Origin of the sequence: Mucilaginibacter sp., assembly GCF_965225845.1 — a bacterium.
Lineage (GTDB): Bacteria > Bacteroidota > Bacteroidia > Sphingobacteriales > Sphingobacteriaceae > Mucilaginibacter.
Map to the genome: position 1 here is coordinate 945,965 of NZ_CBDDBL010000002.1, position 21,393 is coordinate 967,357.

Below are 21,393 nucleotides of genomic sequence, written 5' to 3' on the forward strand. Positions count from 1 at the left end.
GTTAAAGCATATTGATTACATCTTTTTCGCGCTCTTTAGGCAAAATGGTAAGCGATTTGAGCTTGCCATTTTTAACCGTGGCTTCAACAGTGGTATTGTATGGCGCGTGGAGTTTAAAATGCACATCCATGTTTTTAGGCCAGGCCGGGAACAGGTAGATCTTTTTATCATCAACCTGCATTAGCATTTCCTGTAACCCAATCATGCCTGTGCCACCCCAGTTATGGTCGGGTGCCCAATCAAAGCCTGGCCCCCAAAATGCAGGGAAACGACGGCCTGAATTTTTTAGTTTGAAGATGGTTAAGTCAATAGCTTCTTTAGTTAATCCCATCCGTGCAGCAAAAATATTATCCTGTTTCCATCCGATTCCGCTTCTGAATTTTATGGCAAGGGTATCATACTTCCAGGTATTAATGGCAACATCCAGGTCAGGTTTTCCAATGCCATAAATTCCCCACGGGAAAACCGGGTATAGCTGCATACTTTCAACATTGTTTACATTTTGCCATAGTTTTGCAGGCGCGATAGTTTTATGTCCGTTTATCTCCGTAAAATTAACCGGCGGGATACGTTTCAACATTACCTGCCAGGTCTTACGCTCGTCTTGGGTTAAATATTCCAGTGGTAACGCTAATAAAGTTTTCAGTACTGTTTGCAACCCGGCGATGGTAGAGGTAGCGTTATAAGCCATTTTATAAGTTTCACCCGCTGATCCCGGGTAAAGCACCAAATAACCATTTGCATCAAAGGTTTTCGCGCCTCGTTTTTTGGCAAGATATTGGTAATGTTCATTAAAAAATGTAAGGCAACTTTCAATAATCGGGATGTACTGCTTAATATCCCCTCCTGTATAGCGTTGATTTTCGAGCATCATCTGGCAAAATTCCAATACTGTATCCCAGTGATATTCCAGCCAGGCATTGTATTCTACACCTTTGTCAAAATCAGCGGGTCGTTTGTAACCATATTCTGCCATATTTGGCAAGCCGAAATTTTCTAACTGTTCGGTAAAACTTGCACCATCGTGCCCCCAATAAAATTTGCTTCTTAGTTTGGCATTATGTAATGACCGGAGGTAGAATTTAAACTCTGACCTCATCATATCAAAATCTCCGCTTTTTAGCATCGGCCAATAAACCAAACGCTGATTTTGGGCAGTCATTAAACCACCACCCCAATTACGAAAATCCGGCGTAAATTTATAAGTGGTATCAACATTTTCAGGGTCATAAGTAAACAAACCGCCGTTAAATTTGGTAGGATATTCCCCAAATGCATTACATCCCAGCATATACCGGAACAGCTGGTAATTGCGACCAGCCTGCCATTCAGGATTATTTGCATCAATTTTATTCGGATCAATACAGATAAAACTTCGATCCCAAAATTGTTTCCACCAGTTTTGGGTGGCTGCTAAAGCAATTTTTTTGTGCGATGCAGCATCTTGCTCAATACTATCAAGTTTTTGTACCCAAAGTTGTGGTGTCGCAATATTTTCGGTATTCAGGTATATTTCTAGGTCTTGTTTTTTTTTGGCTTTAACAGATCGCAATGCCCATCCTTCAAAATCCGTACTTTGATATTTGCCCGTGTAAGTACCTGCAGCTCGTATTCCATCGCCTTTGATTATTCCTCCAAAAACTAATTGATAAAGCGGGTTATAAAGCTGGGATTTAACAGCATTCAATCCTTCTTCTGCAACAGTAGCATCAAAAACAGTTGAATCTTGGTTTTGGTGATAGAACTGCACCCCATTGTTTTTAAAGCTGATGTTATCTTTCAACGTTTTAACAACCCCATCAGGGAGCCATTTACGCGAATCCTGGTTGTTCTCTTTGCCGTTCGAATTTCTGTCGCGGTATCGCCAGCTTTCATAATCAGCTTCGGTTGTTATAGGTTGATTGCTATTAATTTCCACATGAATAACCGGGCGATAGACATCAACCCAAAGCTTTACCTGTGTGTTTAGGTTGTCGCATTTGCCCTTGATGATAACCGAGCCGTCCTGCAACACCAGTTCCTGTTTGAAATTTGTTCCTGCAAAGGGATTGGGAAATAGTTTTATGCGCACACGGCCCAGTTTAAGAAAGGTGTTGTTTTCATCAAATGTGCTGCTTTTTGACATGTAAAAATACAGGTCACCTTTCTCCACCCAAACATTCAAGCCAATATCGCCACCTCCGCAGGGCATAGATTCACCTGAATTTTTGCTCTGGCTGTTCCAAACCAAATTGTATGATTTAAGTTCTGCCGTTTGCGCACCGGTTTTAAATGCAGCCGCATACATGATGAGACAAAAGAACAGCAGTTTACATTTCATTATTTTGCGGGTAACTGTTCACTTAACCAGTTCACCAGATCATTAGCAGCTTCGAAGTTTTGGAAATCATAAGGCAGCTTTCGTCCGTCGGTGTATTCATTGTAAAACCAGGGGTCGCCAACGGCAAAAACAGTTCCCTTACCATATTTAGCTACTGCGATGATCACATCACCTTTATCCGTAAGCGCCGAAACAGCGGGGGGAGCAACTTTTAATGTAGCGATATCTTTTACATAAATCTTTTTAGCTGTTTTAAAAATCATATTTCCTTGGGGAATGTAAATAGCACCTGTTTCAAATTTGGTGCCTTGTACATGGTTACGACTATCTAAATTAAATTGCATGCCGAATTTCGCGAGCAGTTTGTTAAGGTGCGTAAATTCAGCGTTTCCGGTATCGTTATTCAATACTACCAGTTCACCGCCTGTTTTAACCCAACTGGTTATTGCTTCAATATTTACTGGTTCAATATATTTGGTGTTTGGATTTTCAGCCGGAATATCCGGATCTACAATAATATAAACACTTGCTTTACTTAAGTTTTGGGTGGTCGGCGCATCGTAAAGTGTGCCGGTTTTAAAGCCATAATTATTAAAAATATGCCCGAAAGTTGAAAAACCATTGTTAGTCATTTCATCCCATTTGTAATGGTAGGAGATAGTACGGCCGGTAATATCCTTTCGGTGCTCATTATTAAAATAACTATCAACCAAAACAGTTTTTCCTTTACCGGCTGATAGATTTTGCAGGCGCTCAATTTCTACACTTGCCAATATAAATGCGGCAATTCCTTTAGCATCATTTTTAACAACCTTTTCTCTCATGTAATAATTGTAACTACCATCGCGATAGGGTTTTCCGCCTAAACCGCCAACTGCAACTGTCCCATTGAGGTTTACCTGGCCCGTACCATCGGTTTCAACAAATTTATCCAATACGCCCTGGTAGCCTTTTTGCGCAACTGTCAAATAGCTTACGGGCAAATAACCTTCCCTGGCAGCTTTTGCCAAAGCATACACAAACATGCACGATGCTGAGGCTTCCGGATAATTTCCCGCTTCGGTTGGTTTATCCAATATTTGGTACCATAAACCTGTTTTAGGATCCTGTGATTTTTTTATGGCAATGGCAAGGCGGTTAAGTATGGCCAATAATTCCGCCCGTTTAGAATTTTCAGTGGGGAATTTATCAAGCACATCAACCAAAGCCATAGCATACCAGCCATCGGCACGTCCCCAAAAATTTTGCGACAAGCCGGTTTTTGGGTCAGCCCATTGTTCTTTCTTGGTCGCATCCCAGCCGTGGTATAACAAGCCAGTTTTCGGGTCGCGGGCATGTTTTTCTATCAGGATAAATTGGTTTGCTATATCATTAAATGCATTATCATCATGGAAGGTATAGGCATATTCAGTATAAAATGGTTCGGCCATGTACAACCCGTCGAGCCACATCTGACCGGTATATCGTTTTTTATGCCAGAAACCACCGTCGGCCGTACGGGGCTGATCTTTTAATTGCTCACGGATATGCAAAGCTGCTTTATAATATTTTTCCTTTTCGGTAACATTGAAAAGCATCAATGCTATTCGTCCACACATTACATTGTCAAGCGTGTAATCATCTTTTTTATACCCCTTAATGCTGCCATCTGGTCCGATTAAGGCATCCATGTAATTCTGGATAAATTTGAAATACTTTTTATCACCGGTTTGCATCCAAACCTGTTCAATTCCCTGCAATACTACACCTTGCTCGTAACTCCAGCGCGCGGCAGAAGTATCTTTCCACAAATTCATAGCAGTAGCAGCCATCCGCTGCGACCACGGTTGTTTTTGGGCATTAACTAGGGTAAAACACGGAATAAATAATATTACGATGCAAATGATCTTTCTCATAGGAACTAATTGGTGATGCCGGGTATAAATTTATAAAGAAACGCCTCTTTTCCAGGGAATAAAATCATTTTGACCGTGCCTAACCGCGCTTACTTCAATTTCGCCGCTGGCTACTTTTACCACATAGTCCAGTATGCGTTCGCCGGCCTGTTCAATGGTCTCATCGCCTTCAACAATAGTACCTGTGTTGATATCGATGATATCCTTCATTCGGTTATATAAAGTGGTATTGGTAGCAATTTTAACCACAGGCGTTATCGGGTTACCGGTTGGCGTACCCAAACCTGTTGTAAATAATACAATGTTAGCGCCCGAGGCAACTTCGGCAGTAGTTGATTCCACATCATTCCCGGGTGTACACAGTAAATTAAGTCCCGGTTTGGTCACCTTTTCAGGATAATCCAGTACGTCGGTAACGGGTGAGGTACCACCTTTTTTTGCCGCGCCTGCTGATTTTATCGCATCAGTAATTAAACCATCTTTAATATTTCCGGGCGATGGGTTCATATAAAAACCGGAACCGGCTTCTTCAGCACGTTCGCTGTAGGTTTTTACTAATGATGAAAAACGGTCGGCTTTACTTTTATCTACACAGCGGTCAATCAGGTTTTGTTCAACGCCGCATAGTTCCGGAAATTCAGCTAATATAACTGATCCGCCTAAAGCAACCAGCATATCCGATGTATAACCAATAGCCGGATTTGCCGATATACCCGAAAAACCATCAGAACCACCGCATTCCAAACCGATAGTCAGCTTGCTTAATGGGGCAGGTTTACGTGTGTTTTGATTGGCCTGGATCAAACCCGCTAAAGTTTGACGGATGGCCAGTTCCATCAGATCAGTTTCCAGACCAATTTTTTGCTGGTCTAAAATATATAATGGTTTGTTAAAATTAGGTGAACGTTTGCTGATCTCCTCCTGTAAAGTTTTTACCTCGGCATTTTGGCAACCCAGGCTCAAAACAGTTGCACCCGCAACGTTTGGATGAGTTATATAACCTGCCAGCAAACCGCATAGGGTAGTGGAATCCTGGCGTGTACCGCCACAACCACCAGTATGGCTCAAAAATTTGATACCGTCTACATTCGGGAATAATTTATTTTGTGCCGATGACTGGCTATCTTTATCTATCTCGGTATATAAAACCTCGTTCAATCCCCCGCCTGATTTTACCATTTCAATCAGCTGCTGCGCTTTTACTTCGTAAGTTTTTTTACGGCCATAACCTAAAGGTTTAACCAGGGCTTCCTGCAAAACTTCAATGTTGCGGTTCTCGCAAAAAACCATAGGCACAACAAGCCAGTAGTTAGCTGTGCCAACTTCGCCATTATCGCGGTGAAAGCCATTGAATGTAGCGCTTTTCCATTTATCTATATCCGGTTTATCCCAGTTGGTATGATCGGTACCTTCATGAAAACCGCTTGCGGCATGTTTGATATTACCAGTAGTTAATAAACCGCCAACGGGAATATCAGACTGCGCTTTACCAACCAACACGCCATACATAATCACTTCTGCTCCTGTCGGAATAGCGTTTATGGCGAATTTGTGTTTTGCCGGAATAAATTCAATTGGGGTATATGAATTGCCCTGGTATGTTACCGATTCGCCTGCCTGTAAGTCGGTAAGTGCTACCATCACATTATCTTTCGGATGTACTTTTGTTATTTTCTGTTTCATGATGCTTATATTAAACTACCGGGGCAAGTGTTCTTTTTTCTGCCATGATCTCATCCAGGTTGCTTATAACTGCTTCCTTAAAGCCGGGTAAAACGGATAGATCAGTATCCCAAAGTTCTTTATTACTTAAAATATCTTCTACAACAGCGCTTGTATTGCCCAATTCCCATGCTTTGCTCAATACAGCAGCATTGCTATCTGTAACCATATAATTTTTGTTTTTGACCGAGCCTGTATAATTCCCATCAGCATTTACCTCAATTTTCATGAACCTTATAAATGCCGCAAAACCCAGAGCCATGTATTGGGGTACAGTGTTTTTTAGTTTATAATAGTTTAATAGTAATGGCAATACACGCATTTTTAGTTTGGTGCTGTATTGTACCGATATGCTTAACCACTCATGCCGGATATTGGGGTTACGATAGCGATCCAACACCTTTAAAGCAAAATCCATTGCTACCTGTAAATCAATTTTATAAGGGATCGATGGGATGATCTCTTTTAACGCAACAAGCGTAATGAATTTCTCAAAATCTTCGTTATCCATGGCTTCTTTGACCGTTGCAAATCCATTGACAATAGCTAATGCGCAGCTTATCGTATGTGAGCCATTCAATAAGCGTAATTTTAATTCCCTGAACAGTTCAATATCCGGTGTGATGACAACTCCCTTATCAGCTTTGCTGAATGAAAGTACTGAAGCGACCTTTTCATCACCTTCAATAGCCCAAAGACTATAAATTTCCGACATGATATGCAACTCATCTTCATAGCCGCGCTTTTGGGTAAGTTCAGCCGCCAATTCCTTAGCAGGTTTACCCGGCACTATCCTGTCGACCAATGAATTGCAGAAGGTGTTATGATCTTCCAGCCAATCCATAAACTCATGCTCCAGGTTGTTTAAATGGGCCAGCTCAAATACGATGGATTCCAGTTTTTTACCGTTATCAACAATTAATTCTGTTGGTACGATGATCAAACCGCTATCCGCGCTTCCTTTAAAAGTTTTATAACGCTCATATAAAACAGCCAGTAATTTGCCGGGGAATGAAGCGGGTGGCTGCTTACGCACATCCTCTTTTATAAACTGTATGCCCACCTCGGTAGTATTGGAAATGATCAGTTTCAGATCCGGGCTTCGTGCAACTTTTAATATTTCTGACCAGTCATTAGCGGCTGATAATACCCGGCTGATGCTTGAGCAAATAACCTCTTCGCTAATTTCCTGTAAGTTCTCAATTCCTTTTGAATAGATGGTATAAAGGCCATCCTGTTTATCAAAATCTGATGCTGAACCTGTATCGGTAGATTTGATCACCACCACGCGTCCATTAAAAATGCCTTGTCTGTTCGCTTTATCTATGAAATAATCAGGCAGGCCGCGCAAAAGTACGCCGGTACCAAATTGCAGCACTTTTTCGGGCAAGCCAAATATGGCTTTATCCGGCATTTGCAGGCCCGGGACTTGAATATTTGCTAAGTTATCTTTTGATAGGATCATAATTTTAATGATTGTTCAACATCCCAGCCATCTTTACCCGACAGGATATTTTTTATGGTATATGATTTAATTTCCGTTGATGTAAGTTGGTGCGACCAGGCAGCACGTCCGGAAATATGCGCACCAGGCCCAGTGCTCTTGTATTCAGCAAAAAATGCTGTTTTTTCATTGTCGGGGTTACGCCAGTTATCCCAGCCAGCGGGAACAATGCGACTTTCCATTATGGTGTTGATATACACTGCTTTCGCATAAGGCCGCCATGGCCGCCCGAGGTATACTTTTTTAACTGTTGAATCCGCAATCAGATCGCAATCGAAAAATACAAAACCGAATTGTTGTCTTGGCGTGGTTGATGGCGCAGTGATGTAAGAATCGGACAGATTTTTAATCGTGCAATGATCAAAAACAACTGTTGCCTCGCCAAAAATAAAATCGGTTGTTCCTTGTATTAAGCAATCCTTATAATACTGTCGACTATTCTCTGTAGCAGCATACAAAGTATCCTGGTTACCCAATAATTTACAGTTTTGTATAATAGCCCTGTCTCCTTCAATATGCAAAGCTACTGCCTGTCCAACCCGGCCCGCGGTATTCTCGATAGTTAAATTTTCTGCATGGAAATCATTTCCCTGCACCAATACAGTATAAGATGTATAGGTAGTAAATTTGTCTTTGCCAAAGGCATCTGTACCACCCGTATTTGCTTTGCCAGAATAATCAGCATTTGTGATGACCGTATTTTCCTTATCCTCACCCACTAATGATATTTTAGTTTTCCATGAGGGGATGACCAGTTTCTCGTGATAGATGCCTTTTTTGATAAAAATAATAACCTGTTGCTGGGAAAGATCGCGAACAGCATTCACAGCTTGTTGTATGGTTTTAAAATCGCCGCTGCCATCCTGCGCTACCGTAAAATGAGTAGGGTAGGTGGTAACCTGCGCCATGAGCATAGCAGGAAAAGTGAGGCAAATCAACAACAATAACTTCTTCATAATTAATTACCGGCTATGGTTATCGCGGATGCATCAGCACCTTTTTTAAACTCGGTTTTGTCTGTTGCTTTAGCAGTATCCGTATGCAATACTTTAATTTTAGCTGAACGTTTGCCGCTTACTGAAAATAGGGTTTGTGCGTTTGAAAAGTTTATATGATCAAAGTTAATATCATGGCTATTTTCAATGTTAATAAGCGGTAATGTATTCTTACATTCAAGTTCTACATTTTTAAGGCTGATGCCCGTTCCTTCAATAATATCTACGCCTTGGTTTGCTTTTAGTACCAGGTTTTGCAGGTGTATGTTTTTAATATTCATTTCAGGCAATCCCCTGACCTGTAAACCTTTTGCGGCACCATCGCACACCACGTTATCTACATAAAAATTGCGGAATTGCGGTGTGGCTTCGGTAACAGGGATTTGAGTTGCTTCAGTGCCTGTTCCATCATCGCCCGGCGATTTACCCATGTAATACATATCAAATAGGATAGCATCGGTTACGATGTTACGCATGCTGATATTTTTGATGTAGATGTTTTCAACAATACCGCCGCGACCACGGTTTGTTTTAAAACGCAGGCCAACATCGGTGCCGATGAATGTGCAATCCGAAACAAAAATATTTCGAGCGCCACCCGACATTTCGCTACCGATAACAAAGCCACCATGGGCGCGGTAAACCACATCATTGAGAACGATCACATTTTCAGTAGGCTTGCCGCGGCGGCGGCCTTCTTCATCCCTGCCTGATTTAATGCAGATGCCATCATCTCCTGCATCAAAAGTGCTGCCTTCGAGCAATACATTTTTGCAGGATTCTATATCTATGCCATCCCCGTTTTGCGCATTCCAGGGGTTGCGAACATGAATGCCTTTAATTGTCAGGTCTTCACAAATTAAAGTATGCAGGCACCATGCCGGTGAATTTTGAAAGGTAACATCCTCCAATAAAACACGCTTACAATTGGTAAGCACCAGCATGTTGGGGCGAAAGAAATCTTTCAGCGGTTCATAGTCGCTTATTTTTTTGCCGGGTTGGATAGTACCCGCATCCGGTGTTTTTAAGCCATTGATATAACTTTGTGATGGGTACCAGGTTTTGCCATTTTCGCTTACAACGCCACCCGATGCAACCAGTTTATCCCATTCCTGCCCGGTTAAGCGCTCTTTGCTGATCGCGCGCCAAACGTCGCCGTTGCCGTCAATTATTCCATCGCCTGTTATGCCGATATTCACCAGGTCAGTGCCAGAAATAGGGGATTGGTTTCGCACTGCTGCATGGCCCTCATAATTGCCTTCAACTAAAGGATATTGATTTTTGTCGCTTGTAAATTGTAATAGTGCCGCACGGCTAACGTGCAGGTTTACATTGCTTTTTAATTCGATTGGCCCTGTAAGCCATAAGCCCTGTGGTATTAATACTACGCCGCCACCTTTTAAGCTACAAGCAGTAATAGCCGCGTTTATACATTTGGTATTTAAGGTTATACCATCTGCCTTAGCACCATATTTGATGATATTGAACGTATCTTTTTTAAATATGGTCCGTGCAATTTGTGGCAGGTGCTGCCATGAATATTCCTGGGCATGAAGTGTTAAATTACCTGCAATTAAAAAAACGGCAACGCTAAATATTCTTTTTAAAATAGGCATGTTTTGATGGTTGTCCGGCTAATATGCCGGATGATTTAACTGGTTATCTAACAAATTTAAAGCCCCTGATGTTAATAATGAAGCATATGCCCAACTAAAACCACGCAAACGTTTCCGTAAATGGATATATAGGTTTAGTGTAATTGAAATATGGCTGTAACCGGGCTTAGTTTAGTTGATTTTTTAATTTAAATTAGCCGCTCGAAACAATTATTGTAAGCCATTCTTAATGTTTGAATCATACACCATAAAGGATATTGCCAAGGCGCTGGGTTTATCAACTTCAACAGTATCGAGGGCGTTGAATGGCAGCTATGAAATTGGCACCGAAACAAAAAAACTTGTTCTTGAATACGCAGAAAAGATCAATTACCGACCTAATCCAATAGCTTTAAGTTTAAAAGATCATAAAAGCCATTCGATAGGAGTGGTAGTTTGCGAGGTTGCCAATGATTATTTTTCGCAGGCCATAAACGGGATAGAATCCATTGCTTACAATCGAGGTTACCATGTTATAATTACCCAAACCCATGAGTCATTTGATCGCGAGATGGTTAATGTGCAGCACTTGCTTTCCAGGCATGTTGATGGATTATTGGTTTCTTTATCATCCGAAACTACCGACATTAGCCAGTATAAATACCTGGTTGATAAAGGCTTCCCGATCGTTTTTTTTGACCGCCTTGCCAATGGCATTGAGACCCACAACATCAGTATAAATAATTTTAAAGGCGCTTATGATGCTACGGAGTTATTGATAAACTCGGGCTTTAAAAAGATAGTGCATCTAACAAATTCAAATAATTTACTGATCAGTAAAGAACGTTTTGAAGGTTACAAGGCTGCGCTTGATAAAAACGGGCTTGTCTTTGATGCTTCCTGGTTAAAATATTGCGACCACGGTGGTATGATAGCCGATGAGGTAGAAACTGCCATTAAAGAGTTAATGGAACCGGATGATAAACCGGATGCGATTTTTGTAGCCAGTGACAGGCTCACAATCAACTGCATGCATATTTTAAAAAAGCTCGGAATCAAAGTTCCTAATGAAATAGGAGTGGCAGGCTTTACCAATTCTGATGTAGCCGACCTGTTCAATCCGTCGTTAACTGTTGTTCGCCAGCCTGCATTCCAGATCGGGCAAATGGCAACTGAAGTGCTCATCAAAACCATCGAAAGCAAACGGCCAATTGAAGAATACGCTGTTATGCAACTGGAGTCCGAGCTTATTGTTCGCGAATCCTCAAAAAAGCCTATTTAAAACTGAAATAGTTTTTGGCGTTGTAATAGCATATGTCCTGCACAATTTTACCTGTCCATTCTACATCATTTGGCAATTCGCCGTTTTCAATATCCTCAGCCAATAAATTGCAAAGTAATCGCCTGAAATATTCGTGGCGCGGATAAGAAAGAAAGCTGCGTGAATCTGTAAGCATACCCACCAGTTTGCTTAATAAACCCATGCTCGATAGTGAATTGATCTGTTTGGTCATACCATCTTTCTGATCCAAAAACCACCAGGCCGAACCAAACTGCATTTTACCTGCAACCTTACCATCATTATAATTACCAGCCATAGTCGCGAATAATTCGTTATCCGCCGGGTTCAAATTATAAAGGATAGTTTTTGCCAGCTGGTTAGTGCCATCCAGTTTATTCAAAAAGCGCGATAATGCCTGAGCCTGTGTAAAATCACCAATGGAATCATAACCTGTATCCGGGCCAATTTCACGATGGGCTCGGGCATTGTTGTTACGGATAGCGCCTAAATGGTATTGCTGCACCCAGTTTTTTTCATGATCCCACAAAGCAAACTCGTGCAACATAGCCGATTTAAACTTTAATACCTCAACGGCCGCTAACGTTTTACTGGAACGGATCTTTTCGAAAATCTTACTGATCTCATCCGCAGTATAATCTTCAGCATAAATTTGCTCCAGGCCATGATCTGAAACCGTGCAACCATTATCGGCAAAATAATCGTGGCGTTTTTTTAATGCTGCCAGATAATCGCTGTAACTGCTGATATTGGTATCGCTAACCGCTTCCAATTTAGCCATGTACTGGTTTAATCCTGCAACATCATCGGCGTTCATCGCTTTATCAGGCCTGAATGCCGGGTAAACCTTAACGTTCCAGTTACTTTGTTTTATTTTTTGATGATATTCAAGATTATCTATCGGGTCATCAGTAGTACAAATCACTTCCACATTCATTTTGGTAATGATGTTTTTCACACTGTATTTCGGTGTTTGCAGTTTTGCGGTACAATCATCATAAATTGCTTGAGCAGTTTTTGGTGAAAGTATGTGGTGCACATCAAAATAACGCTGCAACTCTAAATGCGTCCAGTGATACAACGGGTTGCGCAGGGTGTACGGAACTGTTGCCGCCCATTTCTCAAATTTTTCAAAATCAGTTTTTGTACCGGTAATGTATTGCTCATCAACACCATTGGCTCGCATAGCGCGCCATTTATAATGATCTCCTTTTAACCAGATGTCGGTTAAATTAGCAAAGTTTATATCGCCTGCTATTTGCATCGGGTCCAGATGGCAATGGTAATCTATGATCGGCATTTTAGCTGCAAAGTCATGGTATAAATGTTCCGCGGTGCTGCTTTGTAATAAAAAATCCTGGTTCAAAAACGGTTTCATAATAATTGGTATTGGCAATGAATGCGCACCAAAAGTAGGTTGGTATTAAATAGCAGGCAAGTTTTAACCCGTTATTATTTACGCAAACGTTTCCGCCGGAGTTATCAATAGGATTACTTAACCGGGATGTTTTTTGTAGAATCCCTCATGAATAAATCAGCGGGTAACACAATTGTCTCAAATTCTGTAACCGGACGTTTGCTTTCAATCAGGCTGATGAGCATTTCGGTTGCTTTTTTACCGATTTCAAACCCGGGCTGGTAAATTTGTGTTAAAGATGGGTTTAACACATTAGCCAAATGGGTGTTGGTAAAACCGATCAGTGCAATTTCATCGGGGATATTAATTCCTAACTTGTGCAATAATGCAAGCGTTGTGGTAGTTATCCTGTCAGATGCAGTAAAAATCGCATCAGGACGGTTTTTTGAATGCAACAACTCATTCAGCACATCCTCAACCTCATTAAGGTCTTTACCGCCATGCGGGCAATATTTTATATGGCTTTCATTTATACCAATACCGTTTTCCACTAAGGCATGCTTGTATCCTTTTAGGCGTTCTGCCGTGATAGACACATTTACCGAGCTTGTAATGTGCGCTATTTTTTTAAATCCTGATTGAATTAAATGCGTAGTTGCTTCATAAGCTCCACGAAAATTATCAGCAACAACTTTGTGCGTTTCTATTTCATCAGTTACCCTGTCGAAAAATACAATGGGCAGGCCCATCTCATGCAGCTTTTTCAGGTGGTCCAGGTTTTTTGTTTCGGTAGAGAGCGAGATCAGCAAACCATCAATAGCGCGAACGGTTAAGTGGTTTACATTTGACACCTCGCGATCGTACGATTCATGCGTTTGGGTAATGGTAACGTTGTAACCTTTGCTGTAAGCTACAGATTCGATCCCATCAATCACCTGCGATAAAAAATGGTTGTCAATAGTCGACACTACAATTCCTAACGATTTGCTGTTACCACGTTTAAGGCTTTGCGCCATTGGGTTAGGATGATAATTATGCTTTTTGGCGCATTCTAAAACCAGGTTCTTGGTTTTTTCGCTGATTTCGTGGCTATCTTTTAATGCTTTGGAAACCGCCGACGCAGATATACCCAGTTCCTTTGCAATATCTTTTATAGTAACAGCCCCGAAATTCATTTTTTTGTTTTGATGATATTACCGATAAGCGCCATTGGTAAGCGCAGGCGGTAAACTTATGAAATTAAAAGTAAATAAAATTAATGTGATAGTTGAAGAAAGAACATTCAAATTTACAAAAGAACGATGAAAAAAGCACTGACACTGTTTTGCCAGTAACTTGTTTACGCAAACGTTAAAGTAAATAATAGGCAATATTTTACCGTTTTAAAACTTTAGCTTGTAATATTGAGATTATTAATCTTCGGTTAAATTATTAAAACCTACATGATGAAAATTTCCTGGTCAGTGAAAAAGTGCGCGCTTTTGCCTGTATTGATATTTATTAGCGGTAGCGCCGTAGCACAAAGCGATTCGGTTAAACAAGCGAACGAATGGGTGAAAAGTAAAGTTTGGGCGAAAAACCTTAAGATAAACGTTTATCCGGATGTGAACAGCGTTGAATTTGAACGCCAATACAACGCTAACAAAGAGGCTTGGGATAAAGCTTTCGCGTTTTTAGCTGATAAAGCAAAACTGGACACCTTAGCGCCGGGCATGTATCCTATTGATGGTAGACTTGTTTATGCAAGCATAACCGATGTTCCTTCAAAAACTGATGAGGCTGCTAAATGGGAATCGCACAGAAAATATATTGATCTGCAATACGTAATACATGGCGCCGAGAAAATGGAGGTTACACCAATTGCCAACGCAACAGTAACCGAACCTTATAACGAGGGTAAAGATGCCGCGCATTACACTGCCGATGGTAAATTTTACACAGCAACTCCGGCTGAGTTTTATCTTTTCTTTCCTTCAGAAGTGCACAGGCCAAACATGAAAGCCGACGGTTACGCAGGAAAAGTGAAAAAGCTCGTTATTAAAATAAGTTACGTGCAGTAAGCTGGTTATACCAGTATTTGCTGTGGCTTACGGGTTAAGATCCTGATGATAGTCCACGCGATAATGTATGCCACTGCTGATATAAAAAACATGATCATATAAGCAGTTTGCGGGTGTGAATGATAGTTAGTGTTTAAAATCCCGGATAATCTTTGGATGATGACACCACCAAGGCCGCCTGCCATGCCGCCGATACCCGTTACCGAGCCAACTGCTTTTTTAGGAAACATATCAGATACTGTTGTAAATAAATTAGCCGACCATGCCTGGTGCGCCGCAGCGCCAATACAAATTACAGCGATAGCCAGCGTAGCAGCGTAATTTCCGAATATTTCTTTATTTCCAAAGTATTGTGTCAATAATAAAAACAGCGGAAATAAAGCGATAATAAACATGGCTGTCATTCTTGCTTTGTATACAGGCATGCCGCGGTTTATCATCGTCCTCGGCAAATTTCCGCCAAAGGTGCTACCTAAAATTGAAATGGCATAAACCGTAAACGTTGGCCACATAATGTGGTGGATATCCATTCCGAATTGCTTTTTCAGATAATCGGGCAGCCAGAATAACAGGAACCACCAGATTCCATCAGTAAGGAATTTACCCCAAAAGAAGGCCCAGGTTTGCGGATATTGGAATAACTTCCACCAGGATACTTTTTCGCGTACAGCCACATCTTCAGAGGCAGCCGCGTGTACGGCTAAATCATCCTCATTGATGTAATCATGTTCTTCTTTAGAAATGAATTTGCATTTATGTGGTGGGTTATACAGTAAGAACCAAAATATCAACCATAAAAATCCTGCCGCACCGGTAACAATGAAAGCCATTTTCCAGCCTAAGGCTTCGCCATAATGGATCAGGCACCAGGGAACAAACAAAGCGGCTATCATTGCGCCGATGTTAGAACCACTGTTAAAAATTCCCGTAGCCAGCGCGCGTTCTTTTTTCGGGAACCATTCAGCAACTGTTTTTATAGATGCGGGGAAGTTACCTGCCTCGCCAATGCCGAATAAGCTGCGTACAACAGCATGCATCACAACTGAACTGCCTGCAAAGGCATTCAAAATCCCGAATGTTGACCAAATGATGAGCGATAATGCAAGACCAAGCTTGGTGCCGATCTTGTCAATCACTAATCCTGCTAAAACAGTAACACTGGCATAAAACAGAGTAAAAAATGAGGTGATGTAAGAATAATCGTTATCTGTCCAACCGAAACCGCCTTTGGCAATGGGCGTGCAAAAGTAATCCTTCACATAGCTGATCACCTGCCTGTCCATATAATTGATGGTGGTGGAAAAAAGGAGCAAAGCTGCTATTACCCATCTGTAGTTCCCTACCTTATCATTTGCCATATTGGTTTATTTAGCATTGGTTTTACCTGACAGCTTTTACCAGTTGCAGCGCATGCTGCGTGTTAGTGTATAATTGATCGTACAAACCTCTGGTTAAAATATCCTTAGTAATTAATTTGCTGCCCATCCCCACAGCGCAAACACCTGCGGTGAACCAACTGCTAATGCTATCGACGTGCAATTCAACGCCACCGGTTGGCATAAACAGCTGGCCGGGAAATAATTCCTTTATCGAACTTAAAAATGCAGGGCCTAAAATATTGGCGGGAAATAGTTTGATTAGGTCCGCGCCGTTTTGCTGGGCGCGATGGATTTCGGTTGGCGTCATACAACCCGGGCACCAAAGCAAATTATGAGCATGCGCTACCATAGCAACCTCGGGGTTTATAATCGGCGCGACAATGAAATCAGCCCCGGCGGCAATAAAATCTTTAGCTTCGGCTGCTGTTTTTATGGTGCCTATACCTAAATGTAACTCTGGCATTTCATCCTTCTGGGCTTGTTTTAAAACCTTGAAGTTTTCAAGCGCAGCAGGGCCACGATTAGTATACTCAAACACCCGAACACCGGCTTTGTATAAAGCACGGGTAACATCAAGGCTTATGATTGCATCTTCATGAAAAAATAAAGGCAACATGCCCTGCGCTACAATGCTATCAAGTATGGTTTGTTTGGAGCTCATTTTATGGTTATGTTTTTTATTTCTTTAGCGGTACTTGTGGTAGTATCGCCTTTTATAAACAGCTTATCAAAGGCTGCCAATGTAGCAAAATTAAGCGTCCTTTCAGGACTAAGCCCGTTATAAAAACCATAAATCAGTCCTGCCATAAAGCAATCGCCACTGCCTACTTTATTCGCAATTTGTTTTGCTGAATGATCAACAGTACTGTAAAACTCTTTGTTAGCATAAAGTGCTGTGTAATAGTTAATCCCGCTATCAGCATCAAACCTGAATGTATTGGCAACCGTGGTACATTTGGGGTAATGTTCAATAATATGCTTTGATGTTTTAAGCGCCGCTTTTAAGTAGTTTGCTTTTTCGCCTATGGTATGCAAGTCGGTATCAACCGGTATCCCAAGCATGTTTTCGGCAGCCCATACATTGCCCATAATCAGGGTGCAATATTTGGCTAAACGTGGCATTACCTCAACAGGGCTCTTGCCGTATTGCCATAGTCGCGACCTGTAATTTAAATCGAGTGAAATCGTTATGTTTTTTTCAGATGCGGCAATTAAAGCTTCCTCGCAAACATCAGCTATGTTTTGATTGATAGCCGGGCATATCGCACTGAAATGAAACCAGTTAACACCCTCGAGTACTTTATCCCAATCAATCATCCCGGTTTTCAGTTCTGCAAAAGCAGAACCAGCGCGATCATAGATCAGGGCATCATGTTTAAGATCGGCACCGCTGGTTAAATAATAAAGGCCAACACGGTTGCCGTGGTAATAAGTATCTGATACATTGATCTTCTTAGCTTCAAGAAAAGAACGGATCTGCGCCGACATACCATTTTCGGGCAGCGCAGTTATATATTTTGACGGGACATCCCATAAAGCGAGCGCGGTGGCAACATTTAGTTCGGCGCCGCCAATGTAAAAAGGTACACAGTTTTCCTTAAGCCAGTTTCCACCGGCATCCTGGCTTACCCTGAATAATAATTCGCCGAAGCATAAAACAGAACCGGATTGTTTTTTATTCATTTTTAGTTTACACATCAACCGGTACTAAGTAATTATAAATTTACCGGTTGGATTTTATTATTGGCTGACTCAAAAGTATAGTTGCAAAACAATGCATTCAAACTTTTGGGTTATAATATTTACTCCATCGTTATAGTATGCTTGACTCATACAATTGGTTTATATAACATAAATTTAACGCTAAAGCTGCTATTTTAGCTGTAAATTATGCTCATTTAACTGCATTTTTTAATAGCATTAGGTGCTGCTACAGCCGATCAATCAAAAAGCGCTTTAAAAAAGCTATCTGTATAATCCGCCGAAAAATGTACTATATTATCAAGATGGCTAAATTCGCTTTGCTCGTGGGTGGTTGTTAATATGGCACATTTCATCCCGGCATTAAACGCGGTCTCGGCGCCCTTTGGGGTGTCTTCAAGCACTAAACAATTTTCGGGAGCGATGTTCAATTGGGTAGCGATGTTCAAAAAAGTTTCCGGATGAGGTTTACTGGTTTTAACATCATCGGCACTAACAATTGATTTAAAATATTTATGTAGATGCAGCTTATCCAACACAAAATTTATATTAAAAGGGATGGCAGCCGAACCAATCCCCATTGGGATATCGCGATTATATGCATCGTTCAACAATTCCTGCAATCCCGGTAATAATTTTAGATGAGGCAGAAACTCTTTCTGGTAACGCGTTTCTTTTTCGATAGATAGCGCGTTGATCTCGTCCTGCGTAAATCTCCCTTCTCCAAACACCCTGATCAGCACTTCCTGGTTTTTGCCATACATTTCTTTTTTAGTGTCTTCCCAGCTCAGGTTGGCACCAAGCTCATTGTTAAACATATCGCGCCAGGCACGGGTATGAAATTCCATATCATCTATCATTGTTCCGTTTAAATCAAACAATAATGCTTTTACATTCATGTATTTTATTTTTTGGTATCCGTAAAATTAAAATATAATCGCTTATTACAACTTAATAATAAGTATAGAATTTACACTAATAAAGGTTTATATAGCCTGGCCAATATTGTAACTTTTCCAATACATATTAGCATCTGTTTTTTATGGCTTAGGGCAGAGATAAATTTTTTTTATGAAATATTTCTTTTCTTAAATAAATTAGTGTTATTTGTACAATTATAACCAATTATGAGTAAAAATTCTTTTGTGATCGGGGTCGATTACGGCTCTGATTCCGTTCGCTCGGTAATTATTAACGCAGGTAATGGCCAGGAGGTTGCTTCGGCAGTTTACAATTATCCCCGCTGGCAAAAAGGCTTGTATTGCGACCCTGCTAATAACCAGTTCAGGCAACATCCTTTGGATTACATTTCAGGACTTGAGACCACCATTAAAGAATGCATCAAGCTGGCAGGGGATGATTTTGATCCCGCCAATATCAAAGGATTATCTGTTGATACCACCGGCTCAACCCCGGTTGCTGTTAACAGTGCAGGTGTACCCCTTGCGCTAACGCCCGGTTTTGAGGAAAACCCCAATGCCATGTTTGTGTTATGGAAAGACCATACCGGGGTTAATGAAGCTGCAGAGATTAATGAGCATGCTAAGAAATTCCCTCTAAACTATCTAAAATATGTAGGTGGTATTTATTCGTCGGAATGGTTTTGGTCTAAATTGCTTCATGTAATACGAGTTGATAAAAAAGTGCGCGATGCTACCCACTCATGGGTTGAACACTGCGACTGGATCCCGTTTTTGTTAACAGGCGGCACTGATGCTAAAAACATAAAACGCGGTGTGTGCTCTGCCGGCCATAAAGCTTTATGGGCTGAAGAATTTGGCGGCTTGCCGCCTAATGAATTCTTCTCATCGCTCGATCCGTTATTGGATGGCTTTACAGCTAAATTATTTATTGAAACATCTACCTCTGATCAAAAAGCAGGGTATTTAAGTAAGGAGTGGGCTGAGAGGTTAGGTTTATCAACCGATGTGGTTGTAGGCGTTGGTGCATTTGATGCACACATGGGCGCGGTAGGCGGACAGATTGAGCCTTACCATTTAAGTAAGGTGATGGGTACCTCAACCTGCGATATCCTCGTTGCGCCTGCCAGTGAAATGGAAGGCAAATTGGTACGCGGTATTTGCGGACAGGTTAACGGATCCGTAATTCCGGGAATGATAGGGTTGGAGGCAGGGCAATCTGCGTTTGGCGATACTTATGCCTGGTTCAAAAATATCCTGTCATGGCCATTAAATAATTTGCTGTCGCAATCATCGGTAATTGATGCCGCGACAGCTTTGGCGTTGCAGGAGGAAATGGCTGAATTAATCATTCCTGAATTAAGCAAGCAAGCGGCTTTGTTACCCATTGAAGAATATAACGAGCTGGCTGTAGACTGGTTTAATGGTCGCCGTACGCCTGATGCGGATCAAATGTTAAAAGGTGCATTGACTGGCCTTAGTTTGGGTACAGATGCGCCAAGAATGTTCCGCGCACTGGCTGAAGCTACATGCTTCGGAGCAAAAAGTATAGTAGAGCGTTTTATTGAGGAGGGAATACCTGTTAAAGGGATTATAGGTATTGGCGGTGTGGCTAAAAAATCGCCGTTTGTAATGCAAATGATGGCTGATGTTTTGGGTATGCCTATCCGTATTCACCAGTTTAAACATACCTGCGCTTTAGGTGCGGCCATGTTTGCTGCGGTAGTTGCTGATATCTATCCAACCGTAGAAGATGCAATGGCAGCCATGGGGCGTGGTTTTGATGTGGAATATTATCCGAACCAAGAAAATAAAGCGGTTTATGCGAAACGGTATAAGCAATATCAGCACCTGGGTGATTTTGTAGTCAAGGAAATTGCCAATAAATCCAAATCATCTCAAACACAAACAGTATTGTCATGAGTAAATACGATTACATAAAAAAAAGCGCCTACGAAGCTAACATGCAGTTGCCAAAACTAAATTTGGTACTTTTTACCTTCGGTAATGTTAGTGCAGCCGATCATAGCTTAGGCGTTTTCGCTATTAAGCCAAGTGGTGTGCCTTATGAAGATTTATCGCCCGAAAAAATGGTTATTGTTGATTTCGACGGTAAAACCATTGAGGGAGAGTTGAGGCCATCATCCGATACCAAAACCCACGCGGTGCTTTACAAACATTGGTCAGATATTGGTGGCATCGTTCATACCCATTCTACTTACGCAACAGCCTGGGCGCAATCACAACGTTGCATACCGATCTTCGGTACAACCCATGCAGATTATTTAACGGTAGATGTACCCTGCGCGCCACCAATGAATGATGAGATGATCCGCGGGGATTACGAATATCAGACCGGTTTCCAGATCATGGATCATTTTGAGAAAGAAAGAATAAGCCACAAAGAGGTTGAAATGGTATTGGTTGGAAATCATGCACCGTTCAGCTGGGGTAAATCTGCCGAAAAAGCGGTTTATAATAGCGCCGTTTTAGAGTCAATTGCGCACATGGCTTATCTTACCGAACAGATCAACCCGCAGGCTAAACGCTTGCAGGATTCCCTGATCAAGAAACACTTCGAGCGGAAGCACGGCCCAGATTCTTATTACGGACAATAATTTGATGGTACAGTAAACTCATCAATC

General features: G+C 41.5%; 16 protein-coding genes. 4 read left to right on the plus strand and 12 right to left on the minus strand.

The features are described 5' to 3' along the window. Position 1: 1 nt before the first annotated feature. From ACYZ0U_RS08050 to ACYZ0U_RS08075, 6 genes are read right to left on the minus strand one after another with little or no spacing between them, the layout of a single operon-like run. On the minus strand, positions 2–2,320 hold the full coding sequence (locus ACYZ0U_RS08050; protein WP_461451569.1) for a DUF5703 domain-containing protein: 2,319 nt from the start codon (positions 2,318–2,320) through the stop codon (positions 2–4). After that, on the minus strand, positions 2,320–4,215 hold the full coding sequence (locus ACYZ0U_RS08055; protein ID WP_461451570.1) for a glycoside hydrolase family 88 protein: 1,896 nt from the start codon (positions 4,213–4,215) through the stop codon (positions 2,320–2,322). The genes ACYZ0U_RS08050 and ACYZ0U_RS08055 overlap by 1 nt, the downstream gene beginning before the upstream one ends. A gap of 30 nt (positions 4,216–4,245) precedes the next feature. Beyond that, positions 4,246–5,898: a UxaA family hydrolase gene (locus ACYZ0U_RS08060; protein WP_461451571.1), complete on the minus strand. Its 1,653-nt coding sequence runs from the start codon at positions 5,896–5,898 to the stop codon at positions 4,246–4,248. A 10-nt stretch (positions 5,899–5,908) separates the two neighbouring features. Beyond that, positions 5,909–7,402 carry a tagaturonate reductase gene (locus tag ACYZ0U_RS08065; RefSeq protein ID WP_461451572.1) on the minus strand — a complete coding sequence of 498 codons (1,494 nt, stop codon included), beginning with the start codon at positions 7,400–7,402 and terminating at the stop codon, positions 5,909–5,911. After that, complete coding sequence (locus tag ACYZ0U_RS08070; RefSeq protein WP_461451573.1) at positions 7,399–8,397, minus strand: pectinesterase family protein; 999 nt, start codon at positions 8,395–8,397, stop codon at positions 7,399–7,401. Before ACYZ0U_RS08070 ends, ACYZ0U_RS08065 begins: the two co-directional genes overlap by 4 nt. Positions 8,398–8,399: 2 nt before the next feature. Beyond that, positions 8,400–10,052, minus strand: a complete 1,653-nt coding sequence (locus tag ACYZ0U_RS08075; protein WP_461451574.1) for a glycoside hydrolase family 28 protein — start codon at positions 10,050–10,052, stop codon at positions 8,400–8,402. Positions 10,053–10,281: 229 nt separating this feature from the next. Here ACYZ0U_RS08075 and ACYZ0U_RS08080 point away from each other — a divergent pair, with 229 nt between their 5' ends. Next, entirely contained in the window at positions 10,282–11,313 is a 1,032-nt protein-coding gene (locus ACYZ0U_RS08080) for a LacI family DNA-binding transcriptional regulator (protein WP_461451575.1), read from the plus strand. Here ACYZ0U_RS08080 and uxaC read toward each other — a convergent pair. Continuing rightward, positions 11,306–12,709 (minus strand): glucuronate isomerase, encoded by a 1,404-nt coding sequence (uxaC, locus tag ACYZ0U_RS08085; RefSeq protein WP_461451576.1) that lies wholly within the window; start codon positions 12,707–12,709, stop codon positions 11,306–11,308. The two genes, ACYZ0U_RS08080 and uxaC, sit on opposite strands and share 8 nt — an antisense overlap. A 113-nt stretch (positions 12,710–12,822) precedes the next feature. Next, a complete protein-coding gene (locus ACYZ0U_RS08090; protein ID WP_461451577.1) occupies positions 12,823–13,863 on the minus strand; it encodes a LacI family DNA-binding transcriptional regulator in 1,041 nt (346 codons plus the stop codon). A 267-nt stretch (positions 13,864–14,130) separates the two neighbouring features. On the opposite strand from ACYZ0U_RS08090, the gene ACYZ0U_RS08095 reads away from it, so the two are divergent. Next, on the plus strand, positions 14,131–14,748 hold the full coding sequence (locus tag ACYZ0U_RS08095; protein ID WP_461451578.1) for a NanQ anomerase/TabA/YiaL family protein: 618 nt from the start codon (positions 14,131–14,133) through the stop codon (positions 14,746–14,748). A 5-nt stretch (positions 14,749–14,753) separates the two neighbouring features. Here the strand turns inward: ACYZ0U_RS08095 and ACYZ0U_RS08100 are convergent, their stop codons facing one another. The 4 genes from ACYZ0U_RS08100 to ACYZ0U_RS08115 all read right to left on the minus strand — a co-directional run bounded on the left by ACYZ0U_RS08100 (position 14,754) and on the right by ACYZ0U_RS08115 (position 18,727). Continuing rightward, positions 14,754–16,106 carry an MFS transporter gene (locus ACYZ0U_RS08100; protein WP_461451579.1) on the minus strand — a complete coding sequence of 451 codons (1,353 nt, stop codon included), beginning with the start codon at positions 16,104–16,106 and terminating at the stop codon, positions 14,754–14,756. A 22-nt stretch (positions 16,107–16,128) separates the two neighbouring features. Next, complete coding sequence (locus ACYZ0U_RS08105) at positions 16,129–16,788, minus strand: beta/alpha barrel domain-containing protein (RefSeq protein ID WP_461451580.1); 660 nt, start codon at positions 16,786–16,788, stop codon at positions 16,129–16,131. Continuing rightward, positions 16,785–17,810, minus strand: coding sequence for a PfkB family carbohydrate kinase (locus ACYZ0U_RS08110; RefSeq protein WP_461451581.1), 1,026 nt, complete (start codon positions 17,808–17,810; stop codon positions 16,785–16,787). Before ACYZ0U_RS08110 ends, ACYZ0U_RS08105 begins: the two co-directional genes overlap by 4 nt. 257 nt (positions 17,811–18,067) lie before the next feature. Continuing rightward, positions 18,068–18,727 (minus strand): HAD family hydrolase, encoded by a 660-nt coding sequence (locus ACYZ0U_RS08115; RefSeq protein ID WP_461451582.1) that lies wholly within the window; start codon positions 18,725–18,727, stop codon positions 18,068–18,070. Between the two features lie 228 nt (positions 18,728–18,955). On the opposite strand from ACYZ0U_RS08115, the gene ACYZ0U_RS08120 reads away from it, so the two are divergent. Next, the gene (locus tag ACYZ0U_RS08120; RefSeq protein WP_461451583.1) at positions 18,956–20,671 is read left to right on the plus strand and encodes a ribulokinase; all 1,716 of its coding nucleotides are present in this window, start codon (positions 18,956–18,958) and stop codon (positions 20,669–20,671) included. Further along, the gene (locus ACYZ0U_RS08125) at positions 20,668–21,366 is read left to right on the plus strand and encodes an L-ribulose-5-phosphate 4-epimerase (RefSeq protein WP_461451584.1); all 699 of its coding nucleotides are present in this window, start codon (positions 20,668–20,670) and stop codon (positions 21,364–21,366) included. The genes ACYZ0U_RS08120 and ACYZ0U_RS08125 overlap by 4 nt, the downstream gene beginning before the upstream one ends. Positions 21,367–21,393: the final 27 nt, after the last annotated feature.